Genomic DNA, 17,095 nt, shown 5'->3' on the forward strand with positions numbered 1-17,095 from the left:
GGATAAGCCACTGAAACCGGCATGAGCGATTTCATGACCCGTGCCCGCGCTGCCGAACAGGCGATGCGCTCTGTGTTTCCAGCAACGCCTTTGCAGCGGAATGCCCATCTGTCTGACCGCTACGGTGCTGATATCTGGCTCAAGCGAGAGGACCTCAGCCCGGTACGCTCCTACAAGATCCGAGGCGCCTTCAATGCCATGCGCAAGCAGCAGGGGCAGGATCTGTTCGTTTGTGCCAGCGCCGGCAATCACGCTCAGGGCGTGGCCTTCATGTGCAAGCATCTGGGTGTGAAGGGGGTGGTCTTCATGCCGGTCACCACGCCTCAGCAGAAGATCCAGAAGACCCGTATTTTCGGCGGCGACAATATCGAGGTTCATCTCAGCGGAGACTATTTCGACGACACGCTTGCGGCGGCACAAGCTTGGTGCGCAAAGGAGGGCGGGCATTTCCTGTCGCCCTTCGATGATGAGGATGTGATCGAAGGTCAGGCTTCGCTTGCGGTCGAGATCGAGGAACAGCTAGGCCGTGTGCCCGACCATGTCATCTTACCGGTCGGCGGCGGCGGCATGTCTTCCGGCGTGGCAACCTGGTTCGGGGATCGGACCCACTGTTTGCTTGTCGAACCCAAAGGTGGGGCCTGTCTGCACGCGGCAATGGCTGCAGGGCATCCGGTTGCCTTGGATCACGTAGATAATTTCGTCGATGGCGCGGCGGTCGGCAAGATCGGTGCCAAGCCGTTTGAGCTGTTGAAAGACCGTCACTTATCGGATGTGCTGGTCCTGTCCGAGGATCGCATCTGCACCACAATGATCGAGATGCTTAATGTGGAAGGCATCGTGCTGGAACCCGCTGGCGCATTGGCAATTGAGGCGGTTGCTGATGTGCAAAGCTTTATCCGTGGCAAAACGGTTGTTTGTGTCACCTCTGGCGGCAATTTCGATTTTGAGCGTCTGCCCGAGGTCAAGGAGCGCGCGCAGCGCTATTCCGGGGTCAAGAAATACTTCATCTTGCGCCTGCCGCAGCGTCCTGGCGCGTTGAAAGAGTTCCTGAGCATCCTCGGCCCCGAAGACGATATCGCGCGGTTCGAATACATGAAGAAATCAGCGCGTAATTTCGGCTCGGTCCTGATCGGGATCGAAACCCACAAGCCCGAGAACTTCGCCCGCCTCTTTGCGCATCTGGATGAGGCCGGATTTACCTATACCGACATCACCGAGGATGAGACGCTGGCACAGTTTGTGATCTAGTGCAGATTGTCTTTAAGTTCGGTTTGAAACACCACTTTCGACGCATCAAACGCGGCTAGGACTTCCTTAAGATCGACTTTCGCCGCCTCTCCGGAAGCGGCCAGCCTTTCGCCATCCTGACAGAGCTTCGAGAACACCTCGAACCCAAGGCTCAGGGCGCTGCCTTTCAGGAAATGCAGGTTCTGTTCAAGATCCTGCCGCGCGGTGTCTGCATGCACGCGGGCGATGACCTCTTGCACCTCGTCCAGAAAGATCTCGACAACCTCATCGAATTCATCAGCGCCAACCTCGTCACGGAGCTGTCGAACTCGGGGCCAGTGGATCATGGGTCGCGTCCTGCATCGGAATTGAATAGATCCTTGGTAGCGCGGCCTGAGTAAATACCAGGTTAAGCGTCGGCCTCTATCGACCTTCACCCGATGTTAAGCCCCAAACGCGTAGGGTCACACCATCCCGATAAAAGGAAGCGTGTGGGGTTGCAGAGTGCCAGCGGCAAGTCTTGAGGAAACCAGATCCGATCTGGACTTCGGTGCAATCCGGAGGGTGCTGGTTGTGGATGACAGCCGCCTGCAACGGCGCATTCTGGTGGCCTCGCTCAAGAAATGGGGATTTGAGGTACTTGAGGCCGACAATGGCGAGGCGGCGATAGATATCTGCACCGAAGCCGCGCCGGACCTTGTTCTCAGCGATTGGGTCATGCCGGGGATGAGCGGGCTTGAGTTCTGCCGCGCCTTCCGCGCGCTCGAGGCGGAACATTACAGCTATTTTATCTTGCTCACTTCCAAAAGCGAAAAGCATGAGGTTGCGCGCGGTCTAGATGCAGGCGCAGATGATTTCCTGATCAAACCGCTTGAGGCGGATGAGCTGCGCGCGCGTATCTCGGCTGGGGCGCGGATTCTGGATATGCAGCGTGAGTTATCCCAGAAAAACCGACTGATCGAATCCGCCCTGCAAGAGCTGAAACTTGCGCATGAGGCCATCGACAAGGACCTGATCCAAGCCCGCAAGATACAGGAATCGCTGGTGCCCGACCTCACGCAAGAGTTCGGAAATTCGCGTGTCAGCCTGTTGTTGAAACCCTGCGGGCATATCGGGGGCGATCTGGTGGGGATGTTCTCACCCGGTCCGAACCGCCTTGGGTTCTACAGCATTGATGTATCTGGTCACGGCATCACCTCGGCGATGATGACGGCGCGGTTGGGCGGTTATCTGTCCAGCAAACATTTCGAACAGAACGTCGCAATGGAAAAGCGGTTTGGCAAATTCTACGCTTTGCTTCCCCCGGAGGAAGTCGCGGGGATGCTGAATTCCCGATTGCTGGCGGATGCCGGGATCGAAGAATATTTTACTATGGTCTATGCCATTGTAGATCTGCGCAACGGGCATATCAGGATGGTTCAGGCCGGGCATCCACATCCGTTGATGCTAAGGCGCGATGGCACGACCGAGTTTTTGGGCGAAGGTGGGCTACCCATCGGGTTGATCCCGGATGTGAAGTTTCAGCAGATTGAGACGAAGATGGAGCCGGGGGACCGTTTGTTACTGCATTCAGACGGGTTCACGGAATGCGCTTTGGCTGAAGGCGGAATGCTGGATGACGACGGCTTGCGGGACATGGCGCTCGACTGTGCGGCGGGTCGCGGTGGGCCTGAGTTTTTGGACGATCTGTTCTGGCGCCTGACACAGGTGATGTCACCTGAAAGCGGTATGGGCGACGATGTCTCGGCCGTGTTCTTCGAATATAATGGGGCCTAAAGCGTTTTGGATTTTACCTGAATCATCAAGTGAAACAAATGTCCCGAAAACGCTGAAAGCGTGGCAGGGTATTCGCGTCGCAGGCTAAACCCGAAACGATCTAAAGCCTGCGAAGATGCAGCATCGCGAAATGGCGATCGCCATCGTTGCCCAGCGTTTCAACCGCGTCGGCGGTATGCATCCAGAGCGCTTCGTGGAACGGTTCGCTCGGTGGCCCCAGTCGTCGTACCGGGCGCGCGTGATAGATCAGGCAGACCTTCTCGGCCCAGAGGTCATATTCCGGCATATAGGTAAATCGCCGGAACGCGCCGACACGACGGGGTGCCGCGATCAGCCAGCCCGTTTCCTCAAATACTTCGCGGTGCAGAGCGGTTGCGGGTGATTCACCCGGATCTATTCCGCCGCCGGGCAATTGCAGATCCGGCCCCGGTTCGGTCTGGCAGGTCAGAAGAAGGTGCCCTGAGCGGGGCAGCAACGCGTAGACTCCGACCCGCCGGGTGTACTTGCGCCCGGGTTCAGGGCTTTCGCCGAACCGTCTGATCATGTATGGCCCCTTACAACCCAATCTCTGCGACCTATATGGTGCCGGTATGCCAACCCTTGGCGTGTAAGGAAACCCCATGTCTCTTGGAACAAAAATCGCGTGGGACGATACCGTCCTGCCCTTTCAACTCGATGTATCGGACATGCGCGGGCGCGTGGCCCGTCTGGATGGCGTGTTGGACGGCATCCTGAAACAGCATGACTATCCGGAAAAGGTTGAGGCCCTGGTGGCCGAGATGGCCCTGCTGACCGCGTTGATCGGCCAGACTGTCTCGCTTCGCTGGAAGCTGTCGCTGCAGGTGCAGTCCAAGGGTCCGGTGCGCATGATTGCCACCGACTACTACGCACCACAGAAAGAGGGTGAGCCGGCCCGCATCCGCGCTTACGCCAGTTTCGACCGCGACCGTCTGACCGATGGTACGCCCTTCGAACAGGTGGGCGAGGGTTATTTCGCGATCATGATCGACCAGGGCGAAGGCACGCAGCCTTATCAGGGCATCACTCCGCTGGCCGGAGGCTCGATCAGTGCTTGTGCCGAAGCCTATTTTGCGCAGTCCGAGCAGTTGCCGACCCGGTTCTCGCTGAGCTTCGGCAAATCGACTGAACCGGGTGTGGGTGAGCATTGGCGCGCAGGCGGCATCATGTTGCAACATATGCCCAAAGCCTCGCCTTTTGCGGCGTCCAGCGAAGGCACCGGAGAGATCCTGACCGCCACTGATCTTGTCGATGGCGAAGAAGGTGAGAACTGGGGCCGTGTCAATATACTGCTGGACACGGTCGAGGATCTTGAACTGATCGGCCCCTCGATTGCGCCAACCGATCTGCTGGTGCGTCTGTTCCATGAGGAAAACCCACGGGTCTATGACGCGCAGCAGGTACAGTTCGGTTGCACTTGTTCAGAAGAGCGTGTGCGCCAGAGCCTGTCGATCTATTCGGCCAAGGACATCGAAAAGATGACCACCCCCGAAGGTCAGGTTACGGCCGATTGTCAATTCTGCGGTGCGCATTATGTGCTGGACCCTGCTACCGTGGGCTTTGACGCCGAAGACAGCAAAAGTGTGTGAGTTAGAGACGCAACTCCGGACGGCTTTGGCTCGTCCGGGCCATGGGTCCAGTGATTTTGACCTGAACCCAGACACCGTGCTGCCGCCGGGGCGAAAACTGCGCCCGGCGGGGGTGCTTGTGCCGATCACCGTCGCGGACGGGATGCCACGGCTGATCCTGACCAAACGCTCCTCGGCGTTGAAGCATCACCCTGGCCAGATCGCCTTTCCCGGCGGCAAGCAGGATGAAGGCGACGCGGATGTCACCGCCGCTGCCCTACGCGAGGCGCGGGAAGAGGTCGGTCTGCGCATTGACCTGCCTGAAGTCCTGGGCTTTCTGCCCACGCATGAAACCGTCACGTCCTTCTCGGTTACTCCGGTGGTGGCAATCATCCGGCAGGGCTTCGATCCGGTGCCTGAGCCGGGCGAAGTAGACGAAATTTTCTCGGTCCCCCTTGCACATGTGCTGAACCCTGCGAATTATGTGATCGAGTCGCGCCGTTGGCAGGGGACAAGACGGAAGTATTTCGCCGTGCCCTATGGCCCTTATTACATATGGGGCGCGACCGCCCGCATATTGCGCGGGCTTGCAGCACGGGTGAGTGAATGAAGCAAATCAGCGCGGCTTGGGTTTCGGACCCTGCGACACAAAAGGTATGCGCAGCCCTCACGGATGGCGGCGCGCAAGCGCTGTTTGTGGGGGGATGTGTGCGCAACGCGCTTTTGGGCGCGCCAGTATCGGACATTGATATCGCAACAGATGCGCATCCCAAAAGGGTGCTGGAGCTGGCGCAGAGCGCCGGGCTCAAGGCGATTCCCACGGGGATTGATCACGGCACGATCACTGTGGTCTGCAATCACATCCCGCATGAGATCACCACCTTTCGCCGCGATGTGGAAACCGATGGCCGCCGCGCGGTCGTGGCCTTCTCGGACAAGGTGGAAGAGGATGCAGCACGGCGCGATTTCACCATGAACGCGATCTATGCAAAGCCAAATGGCGCCGTGTTAGACCCGCTTTTGGGCCTACCGGACCTTCAAGCGCGCCGCGTTCGGTTCATCGGAACCGCAGAAAACCGCATCCGCGAAGACTACCTACGATCCCTGCGCTATTTCCGGTTTCATGCCTGGTACGGAGATGTCGAGGCAGGGTTCGATCCGGATGCCCTGGCAGCGATCGCTGAGAATCTGGAGGGTTTGTCCACCTTGTCGCGGGAACGTGTCGGGGCGGAGCTGTTGAAACTTTTGGGCGCGCCCGACCCGGCCCCTTCCGTTGCCGCAATGCGCAGCACGGGGGTGCTGGCGCAGCTTCTACCGGGCGCGGATGATCGCGCCCTTTCGCCTTTGGTCGCGATCGAGCAGGCCGCAGGTGCCGAACCGGACGCAGTGCGCCGGTTGGCAGCCATTGCTACGCCCGAGGACGCGGAGACGCTGCGCCTGAGCCGCAACCAACTGCAACGACTGACCCGGATGCGGGAGGAGGCGCAGGCCTCGACCAGTGTGGCCGAACTGGGCTACCGCTATGGCGACGAGGGGGGCTTGCACGAAACACTGTTGCGATGTGCGTTTCTGGAGCGCCCGTGGTCCGAGGATCTGCGCGCGGCGCTGCATTCAGGGGCCGCCGCGCAGTTCCCGATCAAGGCGACGGATCTAATTCCCAGCTTCTCTGGCCCTGCGCTGGGCAGGAAACTGGCCGATCTTGAGGCAAGCTGGATCGCGTCCGGCTTCACCCTGACGCGCGAGGATTTGCTGGCAGGGTAGCACGAAGTCTCAAAAGGGGATGACAAATCAGAACGTTTGTGCTTACGTGCGGCTGTCACATGGATGGAGGACTGCGAATGTATTACGGGATCTGGTTCGGCTAAAGCCGGGACGCTTACCCCGTATAGGGTGGTGTTCAGGCGCCATTCTTCTTCGCATGTCTAATTTTCTGCTCAATCGGAGCACTCCTCTATGTTTCGCTATTTCGAAAACCTCGTTGACCCTTTTGGCCCCTATAAAGAAGCCGACGCGCCACCAACCAAGCTGTGGCCGTTCATGCTGGACTACTCGCGCCCGTTCTATCGGGTGTTTGCCTGGGCGGCGCTGATATCGATCATCGTTGCCGGGGTTGAGATCGGGTTGATCGCCTATATGGGTCGCGTGGTCGATCTACTGGGTGGAACTCCGGCCGAAGTCTGGCATAACCACGGGACTGAGCTGTTGCTGATGGCTGCGTTTGTCCTACTGCTGCGTCCGTTGCTGCATTTGATCGACGTGCTGCTGCTCAACAACACGATCCTACCGAATTTTGGCACGCTGATCCGCTGGCGGGCGCATAAACATGTTTTGCGCCAGTCGGTTGGCTGGTTCGAGAATGACTTTGCCGGGCGGATTGCCAACCGGATCATGCAGACCCCTCCTGCTGCCGGCGAGGTGGTGTTCCAGGTCTTTGACGCGATCTCGTTCTCGTTGGCCTATCTGATTGGCGCTGCCATTCTGTTGTATGCTGCAGACCCACGATTGCTGATCCCGCTGCTGATCTGGTTTGCGCTTTATGCGCTGTTGGTGCGCTGGACGATCCAGCGCGTTGGCCCGGCATCCAAGGCGGCGTCCGATGCGCGTTCCACCGTGACGGGGCGTGTGGTGGACAGCTACACCAATATCCACTCGGTCAAGATGTTCGCCCATGGCCGGCAAGAGATGGACTATGCCCGCGAGGCCATCGAAGAGACGCGCCGCACGTTCCAGATCGAAATGCGGATCTTCACTATCATGGACGCGGTTCTGGTCACTCTGAACGGTCTGCTGATCGTGGGCGTCGTGGGATGGGCGATTTCTCTGTGGATGCAAGGCACAGCTTCGGTTGGTGTTGTTGCTGCGGCGACTGCCTTGACCCTGCGCCTGAACGCGATGACCGGGTGGATCATGTGGGCGCTGACCAGCTTCTTCCGCCAGCTTGGCATCGTCGCTGAGGGGATGGAGACCATCGCCCAACCCATCGACCTGCTGGATGCGCCTACGGCGAAGCCGCTGCAACTGAGCAAGGGTAAGATCGAAATCAACGATCTGTCGCACCATTATGGCCGCGAGGCCGGAGGATTGGACCACATCCATCTGACCATTCAACCGGGCGAGAAGATTGGCCTGATCGGGCGCTCCGGTGCCGGAAAATCGACCCTAGTAAAGCTTCTTTTGCGGTTTTATGACGTTGAGCGAGGAGCCATTCTGATCGACGATCAGAACATAGCGCAGGTCACGCAGGACAGTTTGCGCAGCCGTATCGGCATGGTCCAGCAAGACAGCGCCTTGCTGCATCGGTCGGTGCGCGACAATATCCTCTATGGCCGCCCGGACGCGACCGAGGACCAGATGATCGCCGCTGCCAAACAGGCCGAAGCGCATGGGTTCATCCTCGACCTGCAGGACCCTCAGGGCCGAACCGGGTATGATGCGCACGTGGGCGAGCGTGGCGTGAAGCTATCAGGGGGTCAGCGGCAGCGTGTGACGCTGGCGCGGGTCATTCTGAAGGACGCGCCGATTTTGCTGTTGGATGAGGCGACATCCGCCCTAGATTCCGAGGTTGAAGCATCCATTCAGGAAACCCTCTACGGTATGATGCAAGGAAAAACCGTTATTGCCATTGCCCACAGGCTCAGCACTATCGCTCAGATGGACCGTATTCTAGTTATGGATGCGGGCCGGATCGTGGAAGAGGGCGCGCATGCCGACCTTTTGGCGCAGGGTGGCCTTTACGCGCAGTTCTGGGCGCGGCAATCTGGCGGCTTCATGAATCCGGAGGCCGCTGAATGAGGGTTGCCGACCTCATCAACCCGTTCAAGAACTTCGAGACGCCCCCACCGCAAACGCTGGGGGCGTTCATTCGCTGGAGTCTGTCAGGCGCCTGGCCCATGCTGTTTGTCGCGGCGGCGTTCTCGGCGATCGCTGGTGCGATGGAGGCCGCCACCGCCTGGATTTTGGGCCGGGTGATCGACGTCGCCACCTCGGGCGGGCCCGAGCGTTTTCTGACGGCTGAGAATATCTGGATGATTGTCGGCGCGGCGGCCTTCTTTATGGTGATCCGTCCGATCCTGTTCGGTCTGTCCTCGGTGTCGAACAACTACATCGTCATGCCGAACATCCCGCCCTTGGTTCTAGCCAAGCTGAACCGTTGGACTTTGGGCCAGTCAGTCACGTATTTCGACGACGATTTTGCCGGTCGGATTGCCCAGAAACAGATGCAAACCTCGAATGCGATGGCCTCGGTCGTATCAGAAACGATCAGTGCGATTGTCTTTGCGTTAGCTTCCCTTGTGGGGTCTTTGCTTTTGTTAGGGTCTATTCATCCCTTGGTGATGCTGCCGTTTGCCGGTTGGCTGGTGGTCTACTTCATGCTAGTCCGCTGGTATCTTCCACGCATTCGCAAACGCTCGGCCGCACGGGCGGGCGCACGGGCAATGGTGTCGGGTCAGGTGGTGGATACGATCACCAATATCAAAACCGTCAAGCTGTTCGCCCACTCTGCGTTCGAAGATCAGACAGCGCGAAATGCGATGGTCGACCTGCGCGAGAGGTCTCTGGATTTCGGGAAACTCTCCGCCATGTTTCGGTTCATCCTCATGGTTCTGGCAGGTGTTCTGCCCGTGATGCTACTGGGTGCAACGCTTTGGCTTTGGCAACTGGGCATGGCAACGGCCGGAGACATCGTGGCGGCGGGTGCAGTTGCGATCCGCATTTCCCAGATGACGGGTTGGGTCAGCTTCACGCTTATGGGTCTCTACGCCAATGTTGGCGAGATCGAAAACGGCATGAAAACGCTGGCCAAGCGGGATCGGGTTGAGGATGCCGCAGCAGCCAAGGACTTGGTTGTGTCTCTGGGCCGCATCGCTTTTGAGGCGGTCAGCTTTGCCTATGGTCGGGATATTGGCGGGGTTTCTGATCTGAACCTGACGATCGCACCGGGCGAAAAGCTGGGCATCGTCGGGGCTTCAGGGGCGGGCAAATCAACCCTCGTTTCGCTGTTATTACGGCTCTATGACGGGGAAAAAGGCGCGATTTTGATTGACGGACAGGATGTGTCGCAAGTGACGCAAGACAGCCTGCGCCGTCAGATCGGGATGGTCACGCAGGAAACCGCCATGTTCAACCGTTCTGCGCGTGAGAACATTCTGTATGGCCGCCCTGATGCGTCCGAGGCCGAGATGATCGAGGCCGCCGAGAAAGCTGAAGCGCATGAGTTTATCCTGAGCCTCGAAGACGCGCAGGGCCGGAAAGGCTACGACGCGCACTTGGGTGAGCGAGGCGTGAAACTCAGCGGTGGACAACGGCAGCGGATCGCCCTGGCCCGTGCCATTCTGAAGGACGCGCCTATCCTTGTGCTGGACGAGGCGACCTCGGCGCTCGACTCCGAGGTCGAGGCCTCGATCCAGACTGCGCTGCATCGGGTGATGGAGGGTAAAACCGTGCTTGCCATCGCGCATCGCCTGTCGACCCTCAGCGAGATGGACCGGATCGTCGTGCTGGATCAGGGGCGGATCGTTGAAGCCGGCACGCATGAGGCGCTTTTGGACCAGGGCGGGCTGTATGCGCGGTTCTGGCATCGCCAGTCGGGTGGTTTCATTCAGGCCGAGGCCGCAGAATAAGGGTTTTGTTGCAGACAAAGCCCGGCTATCAGGCCCCCATGACGCAGCAATTCACCATCAACCGCCTTGGTCATCAGGGTGACGGCATCGCAGACGGCCCTGTCTATATTCCCCGAACTTTGCCGGGCGAAGTGGTCAGCGGAACCTTGGTCGGCCAGCTACTGGAAGACATGAGGGTGGAAACCCCGTCCGATCAACGGGTTAAAGCCCCTTGCCGCCACTACAAAGCGTGTGGAGGCTGCCAGTTGCAGCACGCCTCAGACGCCTTTGTGGCGGATTGGAAGGTGGAAATCGTGCGCGCAGCGCTGTCAGCACAGGGCCTCGAGGCCCCGATGCGGCCGATCCACACTTCACCCGAGCGGTCTCGTCGGCGGGCAACGATTGCCGTGCGGCGGACGAAGAAAGGCACGCTGGCCGGATTTCACGGCCGCGCGTCCGACACGATCACCGAAATCCCGGATTGCCATCTTCTGGATCCGGCTTTGATCGAAGCGATCCCGGTCGCCGAGGCGTTGGCGCTGCTGGGTGGCAGCCGCAAAGGTGTACTGGCGGTTACGCTGACCCTGTCCGAGGGTGGTCTGGATATCGCGGTGTCAGGCGGCAAGCCCTTGGACGGCCCGCTGGAGCTTGCCTTGGCACAAGCGACCGAGAAACACGGGCTGGCGCGCCTCAGCTGGGATGGTGAGGTGATCGCGATGCGGCAACCGCCAGTCCAGCGCTTTGGAATCGCCGGGGTCATCCCGCCACCGGGGGCCTTTCTGCAGGCCACAAAGGGCGGAGAACAGGCTCTAACACAGGCTGTTTTGGAAGCCACGCAAGGTGCAAGGCGGGTTGTGGACTTGTTTGCCGGGAGTGGAACCTTCTCTCTACCGCTCGCGCAGGAGGTCGAGGTTCACGCGGTCGAAGGTGAATCCGCTATGACGCAGGCACTTAATCAGGGATGGCGCAAGGCCACGGGGTTGAAACGCGTCACCTGTGAGGCCCGTGATCTGTTCCGGCGCCCACTAATGCCGGATGAGTTCAAGGGCTTTGATGCCGTGGTCCTTGACCCGCCGCGTGCGGGGGCCGAAGCGCAGGTCGCAGAACTTGCGCAGGCGCAGCCCCCGGTGATCGCCTATGTCTCGTGCAACCCCATTACCTTTGCGCGGGATGCAAAAACGCTGGTTGATGCAGGCTACGCCCTTGAATGGGTGCAGGTCGTTGACCAATTTCGGTGGTCGTCCCATACGGAACTGGCCGCGCGGTTTGTGCTGAACCCCGCACGTTAAGGAGACAGCAACCCATGGCGTTCAAACAGCGCTTGCAGAGCATCATCGAAGCCCCCCTCTTCGGGCAGTTCATCACGGCTGTGATCATCTTTAACGCGATCTTGCTGGGGATGGAGACCTCACCGACGCTGATGGACGCGGCTGGGTCGCTGATCGTCATTCTCGATAAACTATGCCTTGCGGTTTTTGTGGTCGAGATCGCGATGAAGCTGATCGTCTCAGGTCGCAACTTCTTCAAGAGTGGTTGGAATCTATTCGATTTCACGATCGTTGGCATCGCTCTGGTCCCAAGCGCGGGCGGTCTGTCAGTGCTGCGGGCCCTGCGAATCCTGCGGGTCTTGCGTGTGATCTCGGTTGCGCCGCGTCTGCGCCGGGTGGTCGAAGGTTTTATCTCGGCCCTTCCGGGCATGGCCAGCGTGTTCCTGCTGATGGCGATTCTGTTTTATATTGGCGCGGTGATCTCGACCAAGTTGTTCTCTTATTCCTTCCCGGCTTGGTTTGGGGATCTGGGCCTTTCAGCCTATACGCTGTTCCAGATCATGACGCTGGAAAGCTGGTCCATGGGCATCGTGCGTCCTGTGATGGAGGTCTACCCCTACGCCTGGCTGTTCTTTGTGCCCTTTATTATGGTCACCACCTTCGCGGTTGTGAACTTGCTGGTCGGTCTGATCGTGAATTCGATGCAGGATGCGCACCACGCCGAGGACGAAGTGAAGACCGATGCCTACCGAGATGAGGTGCTAGAGCGGCTGGAAGCCATAGAACGCCGACTAATTGAGCAATCAAACATCAAAAAGTGATTTCAGTTTTTTCAGTTTTTGGCATAATACCCAAAAAAAAGCAGCAGGCAGTGAATCATGGATCGTCGAGCATTTGGATTGGGTGCAATGGCAACGCTGAGCCTTTCGGCTTGTGCCTCAGCCGGACCCAGATTTCTGACATATGATGGACCCGAGGTGACCTCGCTGGTCGTCAACAAGAGCGCGCGCAAGATGTACCTTTTGCATCATGAGCATGTCTTGCGGGAATATGATGTTGATCTGGGCTTTGCGCCCAATGGCACCAAAACCAAGCGTGGTGATGGTCGGACCCCAGAGGGGAGCTACCTGATCGATCGGCGCAACCCGAGAAGCCGCTATCATCTGTCTTTGGGTATTTCCTATCCCAACTCACAGGATGTAGCTCAGGCCAAGGCGGCGGGCGTTGATCCGGGTGGTGATATCTTTATCCACGGTCAGCCCAGTCTGCGGTCGGAGCTTAAGCGCGCCAAGAAGACCCCGGACTGGACCGCCGGATGCATCGCCGTCAAGAATAACGAGATCGAAGAGATCTATGCGATGGTCAACAAAGGTACGCTGATCACTCTGCGTCCCTAGCGCCAGGGCCCAAACCCGAATTTCGCATAGTCGCGCTGGTAGGCTTTTGCTGCCAGCGCTTCGAGCTGTGCGTCGTAGATCTCTTCCAATCTGTAAGGCGTATCTGCGGCGCGGATTTCAGGCGTGGGTGGGTTTGCGTTCCCCAAGCTTGTGGCGAGATCGGGCAGAGCCGTCTGCAGGTCATCCTCTCGCAGGATCAGGTCGGGCAGGGCGATTGGCGTCATGGCCTCAATCACCTTTGACTGGCTGCACCACATCGCATCGACCCTGATCGGGGTCTGGCCGTTCAGATTGTGATGCAGGAAGGTCAGGAAAGCTGCAAACGCCGCATGGTGCTGGTCTTTCGAGTAATTCTTTTCACGCAGCTGTCCGGGAATCGGCAGTTTGAACCTATTGCGCAGCATGTGGCGGATATCGGCATAGTCCTCATGGTCTTTAGCTAGAACATAGTTACAAAACGCAGTATGCGCGCGGGCGATCGGATGTTGCAGAACGGTGAATTTGCGGAGCCCAGGATGGGCTTGCATCCAGCTTTCGACCGCGTCCGGGGTGTCGTGCAAAGCATCCTCGTCGCATCCATCCATCCGCGCCAGCCACTGGGTAACAACAGGCTCTAACCCACCAGGAACAGGTAAAAATAGCAGTGGTGTTGTTGGAGCCGCTATTTGTCTTTGCAGCTTTGGGGGGCGTCGAGGTTCCAGATCCGGCGTGCGGTGCAGGGCGAAACGGTCCATCCCTGACACTGCACGCGCCATCTCGTCCGGGTTGGTCACCTTGGTCACGGCGGCTGACGGGTTCTGCGGCTTGAGCGTATCGTCAAGCGCATCCAACCGCCCATCGACTCCCAGCCACTTGGCGAGACCGTTCAAAACCTCAAGATCGTCCAGGTCATCATAGTTGATGTAAAAGGCGGTCTGGCCCGATCTTTGCAGGTGGTTCAGCAGAGACGTCTGATAAGAGGCAAGGGTGTCGACGTAGTCCGAGAACTCAGCCGCGTCGAATGCGACCGTTTCCTCCAACCGGCGCTTAATGTTCTTCAACTGCCATTGCTTGGTTTTCCGAACGATCTTCAGCGACAGATAGCTGTCCAGCGGATTGCGGCTGAGGATAATTTTGGCGCAGAGCGGGTCGTTCAGGACCTCAGGCAAGACACGCGGGTCGTGTTCCTGAAAATACCGAAAGCCGTGCAACGCGTCCGGGGCCGTGCGGATGGCTGCTAGAAGTCTGTCCGGATCGTCGTCCCTTTCGTCCAGTGTTAGACCCAGAATCTGGTCTGATTTCACCCGCCCGATGAAATGCGGGTTGAAGGCCTCGCCATGGCAGGTGAGGCCGTCGATCCGGTTCAGGTTGGCCTCTAACAGGTTTGATCCGGTGCGCATCGCACCCAGGATCACGAACGATTCAAAGAGACCGGCCATCGGGGATCACTGCACCAGATAAGGTTTGCGGAAAGGCTTGGTGCGGGTTCCAAACACATCATCGACGGGGAAATCGCCCATCAGTTGCGGATGCATGCCCTGGTTCTTGAGGTTCTGGAGAAACTGCCCAAAGCCCGCCAGATCGACCATCAGCGGGGCCTCGGTCAGGTGGCGAGCCGTCTGTGGCGCGATCTCGTCCAGAATGGTTTGAAGAGGTTCCATTGGGGCCTCAATGAAATCTGCCAGTGTCCAGCTCCGTACACGCGCCTTTGTCCAAACCGAGCTCAGCACTTCAAGCTGTTTGCTCTCGATCTGTTGCAAGCGGGCGGCTTCGCACCGGATATCGGCGAAGTTCATGTTTGACCGGAACAGCGGGATCGCCCACGCCCCGGTAATCACCGAGATCTGCGCGTTCTTGTCCCGCGCCAGAAACCAGTTGATGTCCTGCGTGTCCCGCGGGCCGAACTGGAAACATTGGCGTTGGCCGCGCGTGTTCCAGATCAGGTTCGACAGGAAAGCCTTGGGGTTATAGTCGCGCAACGTGGCACTGTCGCTAAGCGCGCCATTGGTGATCGACTCACCCTCAGCGAATTCGGCGCGGTTCGGAGCAAAAAGGTGCCCGTGGACGCGAGTGTTGGTCGTAGTCTCCAGCCAGGTTTCGAACTCCTCAAACAGGTCCGAGAAGCCCTGAAAAACCGAATACCCCGCCGCCGTCAATCCGTTCTCGCTCCCGTGGCGGGGAAAGCGGCTTTGCATATAGAGGCCATCACGCCCATGGGTGCGCCGTTCGACCGCCTTTGAGAAGACTCGGTCGATCTTGCCCGGGTTAGGCTCGGCCGGTCGTATCGCGCTGGACTGGTCGGTCAGGAAAGAGTGATAAAGTCTCTCGGCCCGGGGCCAGATTTTACGGGCAACAAAGCAGTCCGACCGGCGTAGCAATTGCAGATGATCATCGTAAAAGATGTGGGGCCGCCCCTGGTAATCGAATTTCGACAGGGTCAGTGACCGGCTTTCGATATGCGTGGAATAGAGGCGCGCGAGGGTCTGAAAATAGCTTTCATCCGGTATCCAGACATGGCGGAAATAGCGGTCATAGACCTTACGCCTGGGGTCCTGCAAAATGGCCGAGAGGGTCTGCCGGGTCAGGCACCACCATTGGCTGCCCATATGCGGAGTCAAGCCATCGGGAATGCGGCGGCGCATGCCGGTCGCCCGTTGCAGTTTTACATAGGCGTCAAACAGTTTGCGCTGATTGCGCCAGGAAAACGGGAAGCGCAGGGTAAAGCGTTCATGGTCCAGCCCACCGATCGTCCAGCTGACATCAGCGGTTGTAGCGCTTTCGATAAAATCGACGCGGGGACGGTCGGAAAGGTAGTCGATCAGCTCTTGCACCGGGCGCAGAGGCAGACAGGCGCCGGACGACAGGAAGACATGCCGCACGTCTGGGAAGGCCTCCAGCATCTGCTCGGATGCGGATTGTGAGGCGGCCACGATACCCCAACGGCCCCAATCGCAAGTACGACGATCCGAGAAACCGATCAGAGGGTTGTCCGCACAGGAGGCGACAAAGCTTGAATACGTCTTTTCGGCGACCTTGCCGTCCACGTGGATCACAACCGGGCAGCCCGCGGCGGTCCAGTGGCGGGCGACCTGCTCGGCCCGGTCCAGAGCCGTGTGGACCAGCATGACGATGCCCAGCGAACTCATGCCCAGTTGCCTTTCGACATGAGGCCCAGAATCTCAAGCTGGCGCCAATTGATGTATTGTTCCGACCAATCGCAGCGGAAAACGGGCTGCTCCTCTAACTGTTTGGCGTAGGCCTTGTACTCACCGGAACCACGATAGTGCTGATTGCGCTGCATCTCTTCGCGCGCCTTGTCGCCAAGCGTGTTGATCAGCTTGGCATGCAGCAGCGCGCCACTGGTCTTTTCCCCACCCCATTCGTCATAAACTTGGTTCAAACCCCTCGGCAGCAGCGAATGGGTCGAGCTGATATAGACATAGCGCCGATCCCACTTCACTAAGGGTATCTTGTTCAGCGCCGGGGCCTTCGAGGGGGTGTCCTGAAAGAAAACACGGGCCCTTGGGCCACCCTGAATCCATAGGTTCTTATATTCGGGATTCTTGGAAATCATGTAGTTCCCGGCATCGAACCAACGCGCGATTTCAAACGGGTCCTGACCCTCATGGTAGGGTTCGTCGTCTACGGGACCTTCGGGATACATGTCGATCAGCATGGTGCCGAAACTGCGCACCGCACAGCTGTCCAGCCAATCCGTCAGCGCGCTGATCGGGCGTGTGTCGCAAAACGGATAGATAAAGAACTCATCCGGATCGACGGTCAGAACCCAATGCCCATGCGCGTATTTGCGCAGCAGATAGTTGGACCAGTCCAACCCGAATCCCGCCTTTTTATAGCTGGTTTTCGTCTGCCAGACCGAGACATCTGGCTGCGTACGCAGAAACGCGAGACTGCCGTCGTCGCTGTCATTATCGACAAACAGAAAATGGTTCACGCCCAGCTTGCGGTAGTATTCCAGAAAGAAGGGCAGGCGGATCTTCTCGTTACGAACAACGCTCATCAGCAACACATCGTCCGGGCGGATTGCGGCGGTATTGGTGCTGATGGGCTTTAGCTCACGCCGTCTTTTGACGCAGCGCACGAGACGGCGCTTGCGCCGCAACCTCATGCGATAAGACTCCAAAAGGCCCACGCGACTGCCCAACCCTTGTTATTGACGCGAGCGTCCCCGGATTGATTGCTGAGTGTCCAACATCCGGGTTCCGCCGACTATGCCATTTTTTCATCTTGAGGGGCAATGC

Annotated in this window: 15 protein-coding genes; 10 read left to right on the forward strand and 5 right to left on the reverse strand. The window is 58.7% G+C overall.

Annotated features, from left to right (window positions below; translation table 11 throughout):
* Positions 1-21 precede the first annotated feature (21 nt).
* Entirely contained in the window at positions 22-1,248 is a 1,227-nt protein-coding gene (ilvA, locus tag ACRZ95_RS18385; protein ID WP_170680664.1) for a threonine ammonia-lyase IlvA, read from the forward strand.
* Here the strand turns inward: ilvA and ACRZ95_RS18390 are convergent.
* A complete protein-coding gene (locus tag ACRZ95_RS18390; protein ID WP_170680673.1) occupies positions 1,245-1,574 on the reverse strand; it encodes an Hpt domain-containing protein in 330 nt (109 codons plus the stop codon). The genes ilvA and ACRZ95_RS18390 overlap by 4 nt on opposite strands.
* Positions 1,575-1,731: 157 nt before the next feature.
* Between ACRZ95_RS18390 and ACRZ95_RS18395 the strand changes: the two genes are divergently transcribed.
* Positions 1,732-3,003: a PP2C family protein-serine/threonine phosphatase gene (locus ACRZ95_RS18395; protein WP_480555361.1), complete on the forward strand. Its 1,272-nt coding sequence runs from the start codon at positions 1,732-1,734 to the stop codon at positions 3,001-3,003.
* 100 nt (positions 3,004-3,103) lie between these two features.
* Here the strand turns inward: ACRZ95_RS18395 and ACRZ95_RS18400 are convergent, their stop codons facing one another.
* On the reverse strand, positions 3,104-3,547 hold the full coding sequence (locus tag ACRZ95_RS18400) for an NUDIX hydrolase (RefSeq protein ID WP_170680681.1): 444 nt from the start codon (positions 3,545-3,547) through the stop codon (positions 3,104-3,106).
* A gap of 76 nt (positions 3,548-3,623) precedes the next feature.
* Between ACRZ95_RS18400 and hslO the strand changes: the two genes are divergently transcribed.
* The 8 genes from hslO (at position 3,624) to ACRZ95_RS18440 (ending at position 12,854) form a co-directional block, all read left to right on the forward strand.
* On the forward strand, positions 3,624-4,610 hold the full coding sequence (gene hslO / locus ACRZ95_RS18405) for an Hsp33 family molecular chaperone HslO (protein WP_170680684.1): 987 nt from the start codon (positions 3,624-3,626) through the stop codon (positions 4,608-4,610).
* Entirely contained in the window at positions 4,603-5,199 is a 597-nt protein-coding gene (locus tag ACRZ95_RS18410) for a CoA pyrophosphatase (protein WP_480555363.1), read from the forward strand. Before hslO ends, ACRZ95_RS18410 begins: the two co-directional genes overlap by 8 nt.
* Positions 5,196-6,350, forward strand: a complete 1,155-nt coding sequence (locus ACRZ95_RS18415) for a CCA tRNA nucleotidyltransferase (protein ID WP_170680690.1) — start codon at positions 5,196-5,198, stop codon at positions 6,348-6,350. The genes ACRZ95_RS18410 and ACRZ95_RS18415 overlap by 4 nt, the downstream gene beginning before the upstream one ends.
* A 192-nt stretch (positions 6,351-6,542) precedes the next feature.
* A complete protein-coding gene (locus tag ACRZ95_RS18420; protein WP_170680693.1) occupies positions 6,543-8,381 on the forward strand; it encodes an ABC transporter ATP-binding protein in 1,839 nt (612 codons plus the stop codon).
* Positions 8,378-10,210: an ABC transporter ATP-binding protein gene (locus ACRZ95_RS18425; RefSeq protein WP_170680696.1), complete on the forward strand. Its 1,833-nt coding sequence runs from the start codon at positions 8,378-8,380 to the stop codon at positions 10,208-10,210. Before ACRZ95_RS18420 ends, ACRZ95_RS18425 begins: the two co-directional genes overlap by 4 nt.
* Positions 10,211-10,248: 38 nt before the next feature.
* Positions 10,249-11,478, forward strand: a complete 1,230-nt coding sequence (locus tag ACRZ95_RS18430; RefSeq protein WP_170680700.1) for a class I SAM-dependent RNA methyltransferase — start codon at positions 10,249-10,251, stop codon at positions 11,476-11,478.
* A 14-nt stretch (positions 11,479-11,492) separates the two neighbouring features.
* Entirely contained in the window at positions 11,493-12,278 is a 786-nt protein-coding gene (locus tag ACRZ95_RS18435; protein WP_170380232.1) for an ion transporter, read from the forward strand.
* Positions 12,279-12,335: 57 nt separating this feature from the next.
* Positions 12,336-12,854, forward strand: coding sequence for a L,D-transpeptidase family protein (locus tag ACRZ95_RS18440; RefSeq protein WP_170380233.1), 519 nt, complete (start codon positions 12,336-12,338; stop codon positions 12,852-12,854).
* Here ACRZ95_RS18440 and ACRZ95_RS18445 read toward each other — a convergent pair.
* Genes ACRZ95_RS18445 through ACRZ95_RS18455 form a run of 3 tightly spaced genes read right to left on the reverse strand, consistent with a single transcriptional unit; the run spans position 12,851 to position 16,962 of the window.
* A complete protein-coding gene (locus tag ACRZ95_RS18445; protein WP_170680703.1) occupies positions 12,851-14,272 on the reverse strand; it encodes a nodulation protein NodH in 1,422 nt (473 codons plus the stop codon). The two genes, ACRZ95_RS18440 and ACRZ95_RS18445, sit on opposite strands and share 4 nt — an antisense overlap.
* 6 nt (positions 14,273-14,278) lie before the next feature.
* Positions 14,279-15,979: a DUF5927 domain-containing protein gene (locus ACRZ95_RS18450; RefSeq protein ID WP_170680706.1), complete on the reverse strand. Its 1,701-nt coding sequence runs from the start codon at positions 15,977-15,979 to the stop codon at positions 14,279-14,281.
* Positions 15,976-16,962, reverse strand: a complete 987-nt coding sequence (locus ACRZ95_RS18455) for a glycosyltransferase family 2 protein (protein WP_170680709.1) — start codon at positions 16,960-16,962, stop codon at positions 15,976-15,978. The genes ACRZ95_RS18450 and ACRZ95_RS18455 overlap by 4 nt, the downstream gene beginning before the upstream one ends.
* Between the last annotated feature and the right edge of the window lie 133 nt (positions 16,963-17,095).

It is taken from the genome of Ruegeria sp. AI3, from assembly GCF_056541245.1.

What these genes read in the sequence shown, in the direction of transcription:
- ACRZ95_RS18455 (WP_170680709.1), bottom strand. Translation starts at nt 16,962, where the DNA reads ATGAGGTTGCGGCGCAAGCGCCGTCTCGTGCGCTGCGTCAAAAGACGG.
- ACRZ95_RS18425 (WP_170680696.1), top strand. Translation starts at nt 8,378, where the DNA reads ATGAGGGTTGCCGACCTCATCAACCCGTTCAAGAACTTCGAGACGCCC.
- hslO (WP_170680684.1), top strand. Translation starts at nt 3,624, where the DNA reads ATGTCTCTTGGAACAAAAATCGCGTGGGACGATACCGTCCTGCCCTTT.
- ACRZ95_RS18450 (WP_170680706.1), bottom strand. Translation starts at nt 15,979, where the DNA reads ATGAGTTCGCTGGGCATCGTCATGCTGGTCCACACGGCTCTGGACCGG.
- ACRZ95_RS18440 (WP_170380233.1), top strand. Translation starts at nt 12,336, where the DNA reads ATGGATCGTCGAGCATTTGGATTGGGTGCAATGGCAACGCTGAGCCTT.
- ACRZ95_RS18420 (WP_170680693.1), top strand. Translation starts at nt 6,543, where the DNA reads ATGTTTCGCTATTTCGAAAACCTCGTTGACCCTTTTGGCCCCTATAAA.
- ACRZ95_RS18435 (WP_170380232.1), top strand. Translation starts at nt 11,493, where the DNA reads ATGGCGTTCAAACAGCGCTTGCAGAGCATCATCGAAGCCCCCCTCTTC.
- ACRZ95_RS18415 (WP_170680690.1), top strand. Translation starts at nt 5,196, where the DNA reads ATGAAGCAAATCAGCGCGGCTTGGGTTTCGGACCCTGCGACACAAAAG.
- ACRZ95_RS18390 (WP_170680673.1), bottom strand. Translation starts at nt 1,574, where the DNA reads ATGATCCACTGGCCCCGAGTTCGACAGCTCCGTGACGAGGTTGGCGCT.
- ACRZ95_RS18400 (WP_170680681.1), bottom strand. Translation starts at nt 3,547, where the DNA reads ATGATCAGACGGTTCGGCGAAAGCCCTGAACCCGGGCGCAAGTACACC.
- ACRZ95_RS18445 (WP_170680703.1), bottom strand. Translation starts at nt 14,272, where the DNA reads ATGGCCGGTCTCTTTGAATCGTTCGTGATCCTGGGTGCGATGCGCACC.
- ilvA (WP_170680664.1), top strand. Translation starts at nt 22, where the DNA reads ATGAGCGATTTCATGACCCGTGCCCGCGCTGCCGAACAGGCGATGCGC.
- ACRZ95_RS18430 (WP_170680700.1), top strand. Translation starts at nt 10,249, where the DNA reads ATGACGCAGCAATTCACCATCAACCGCCTTGGTCATCAGGGTGACGGC.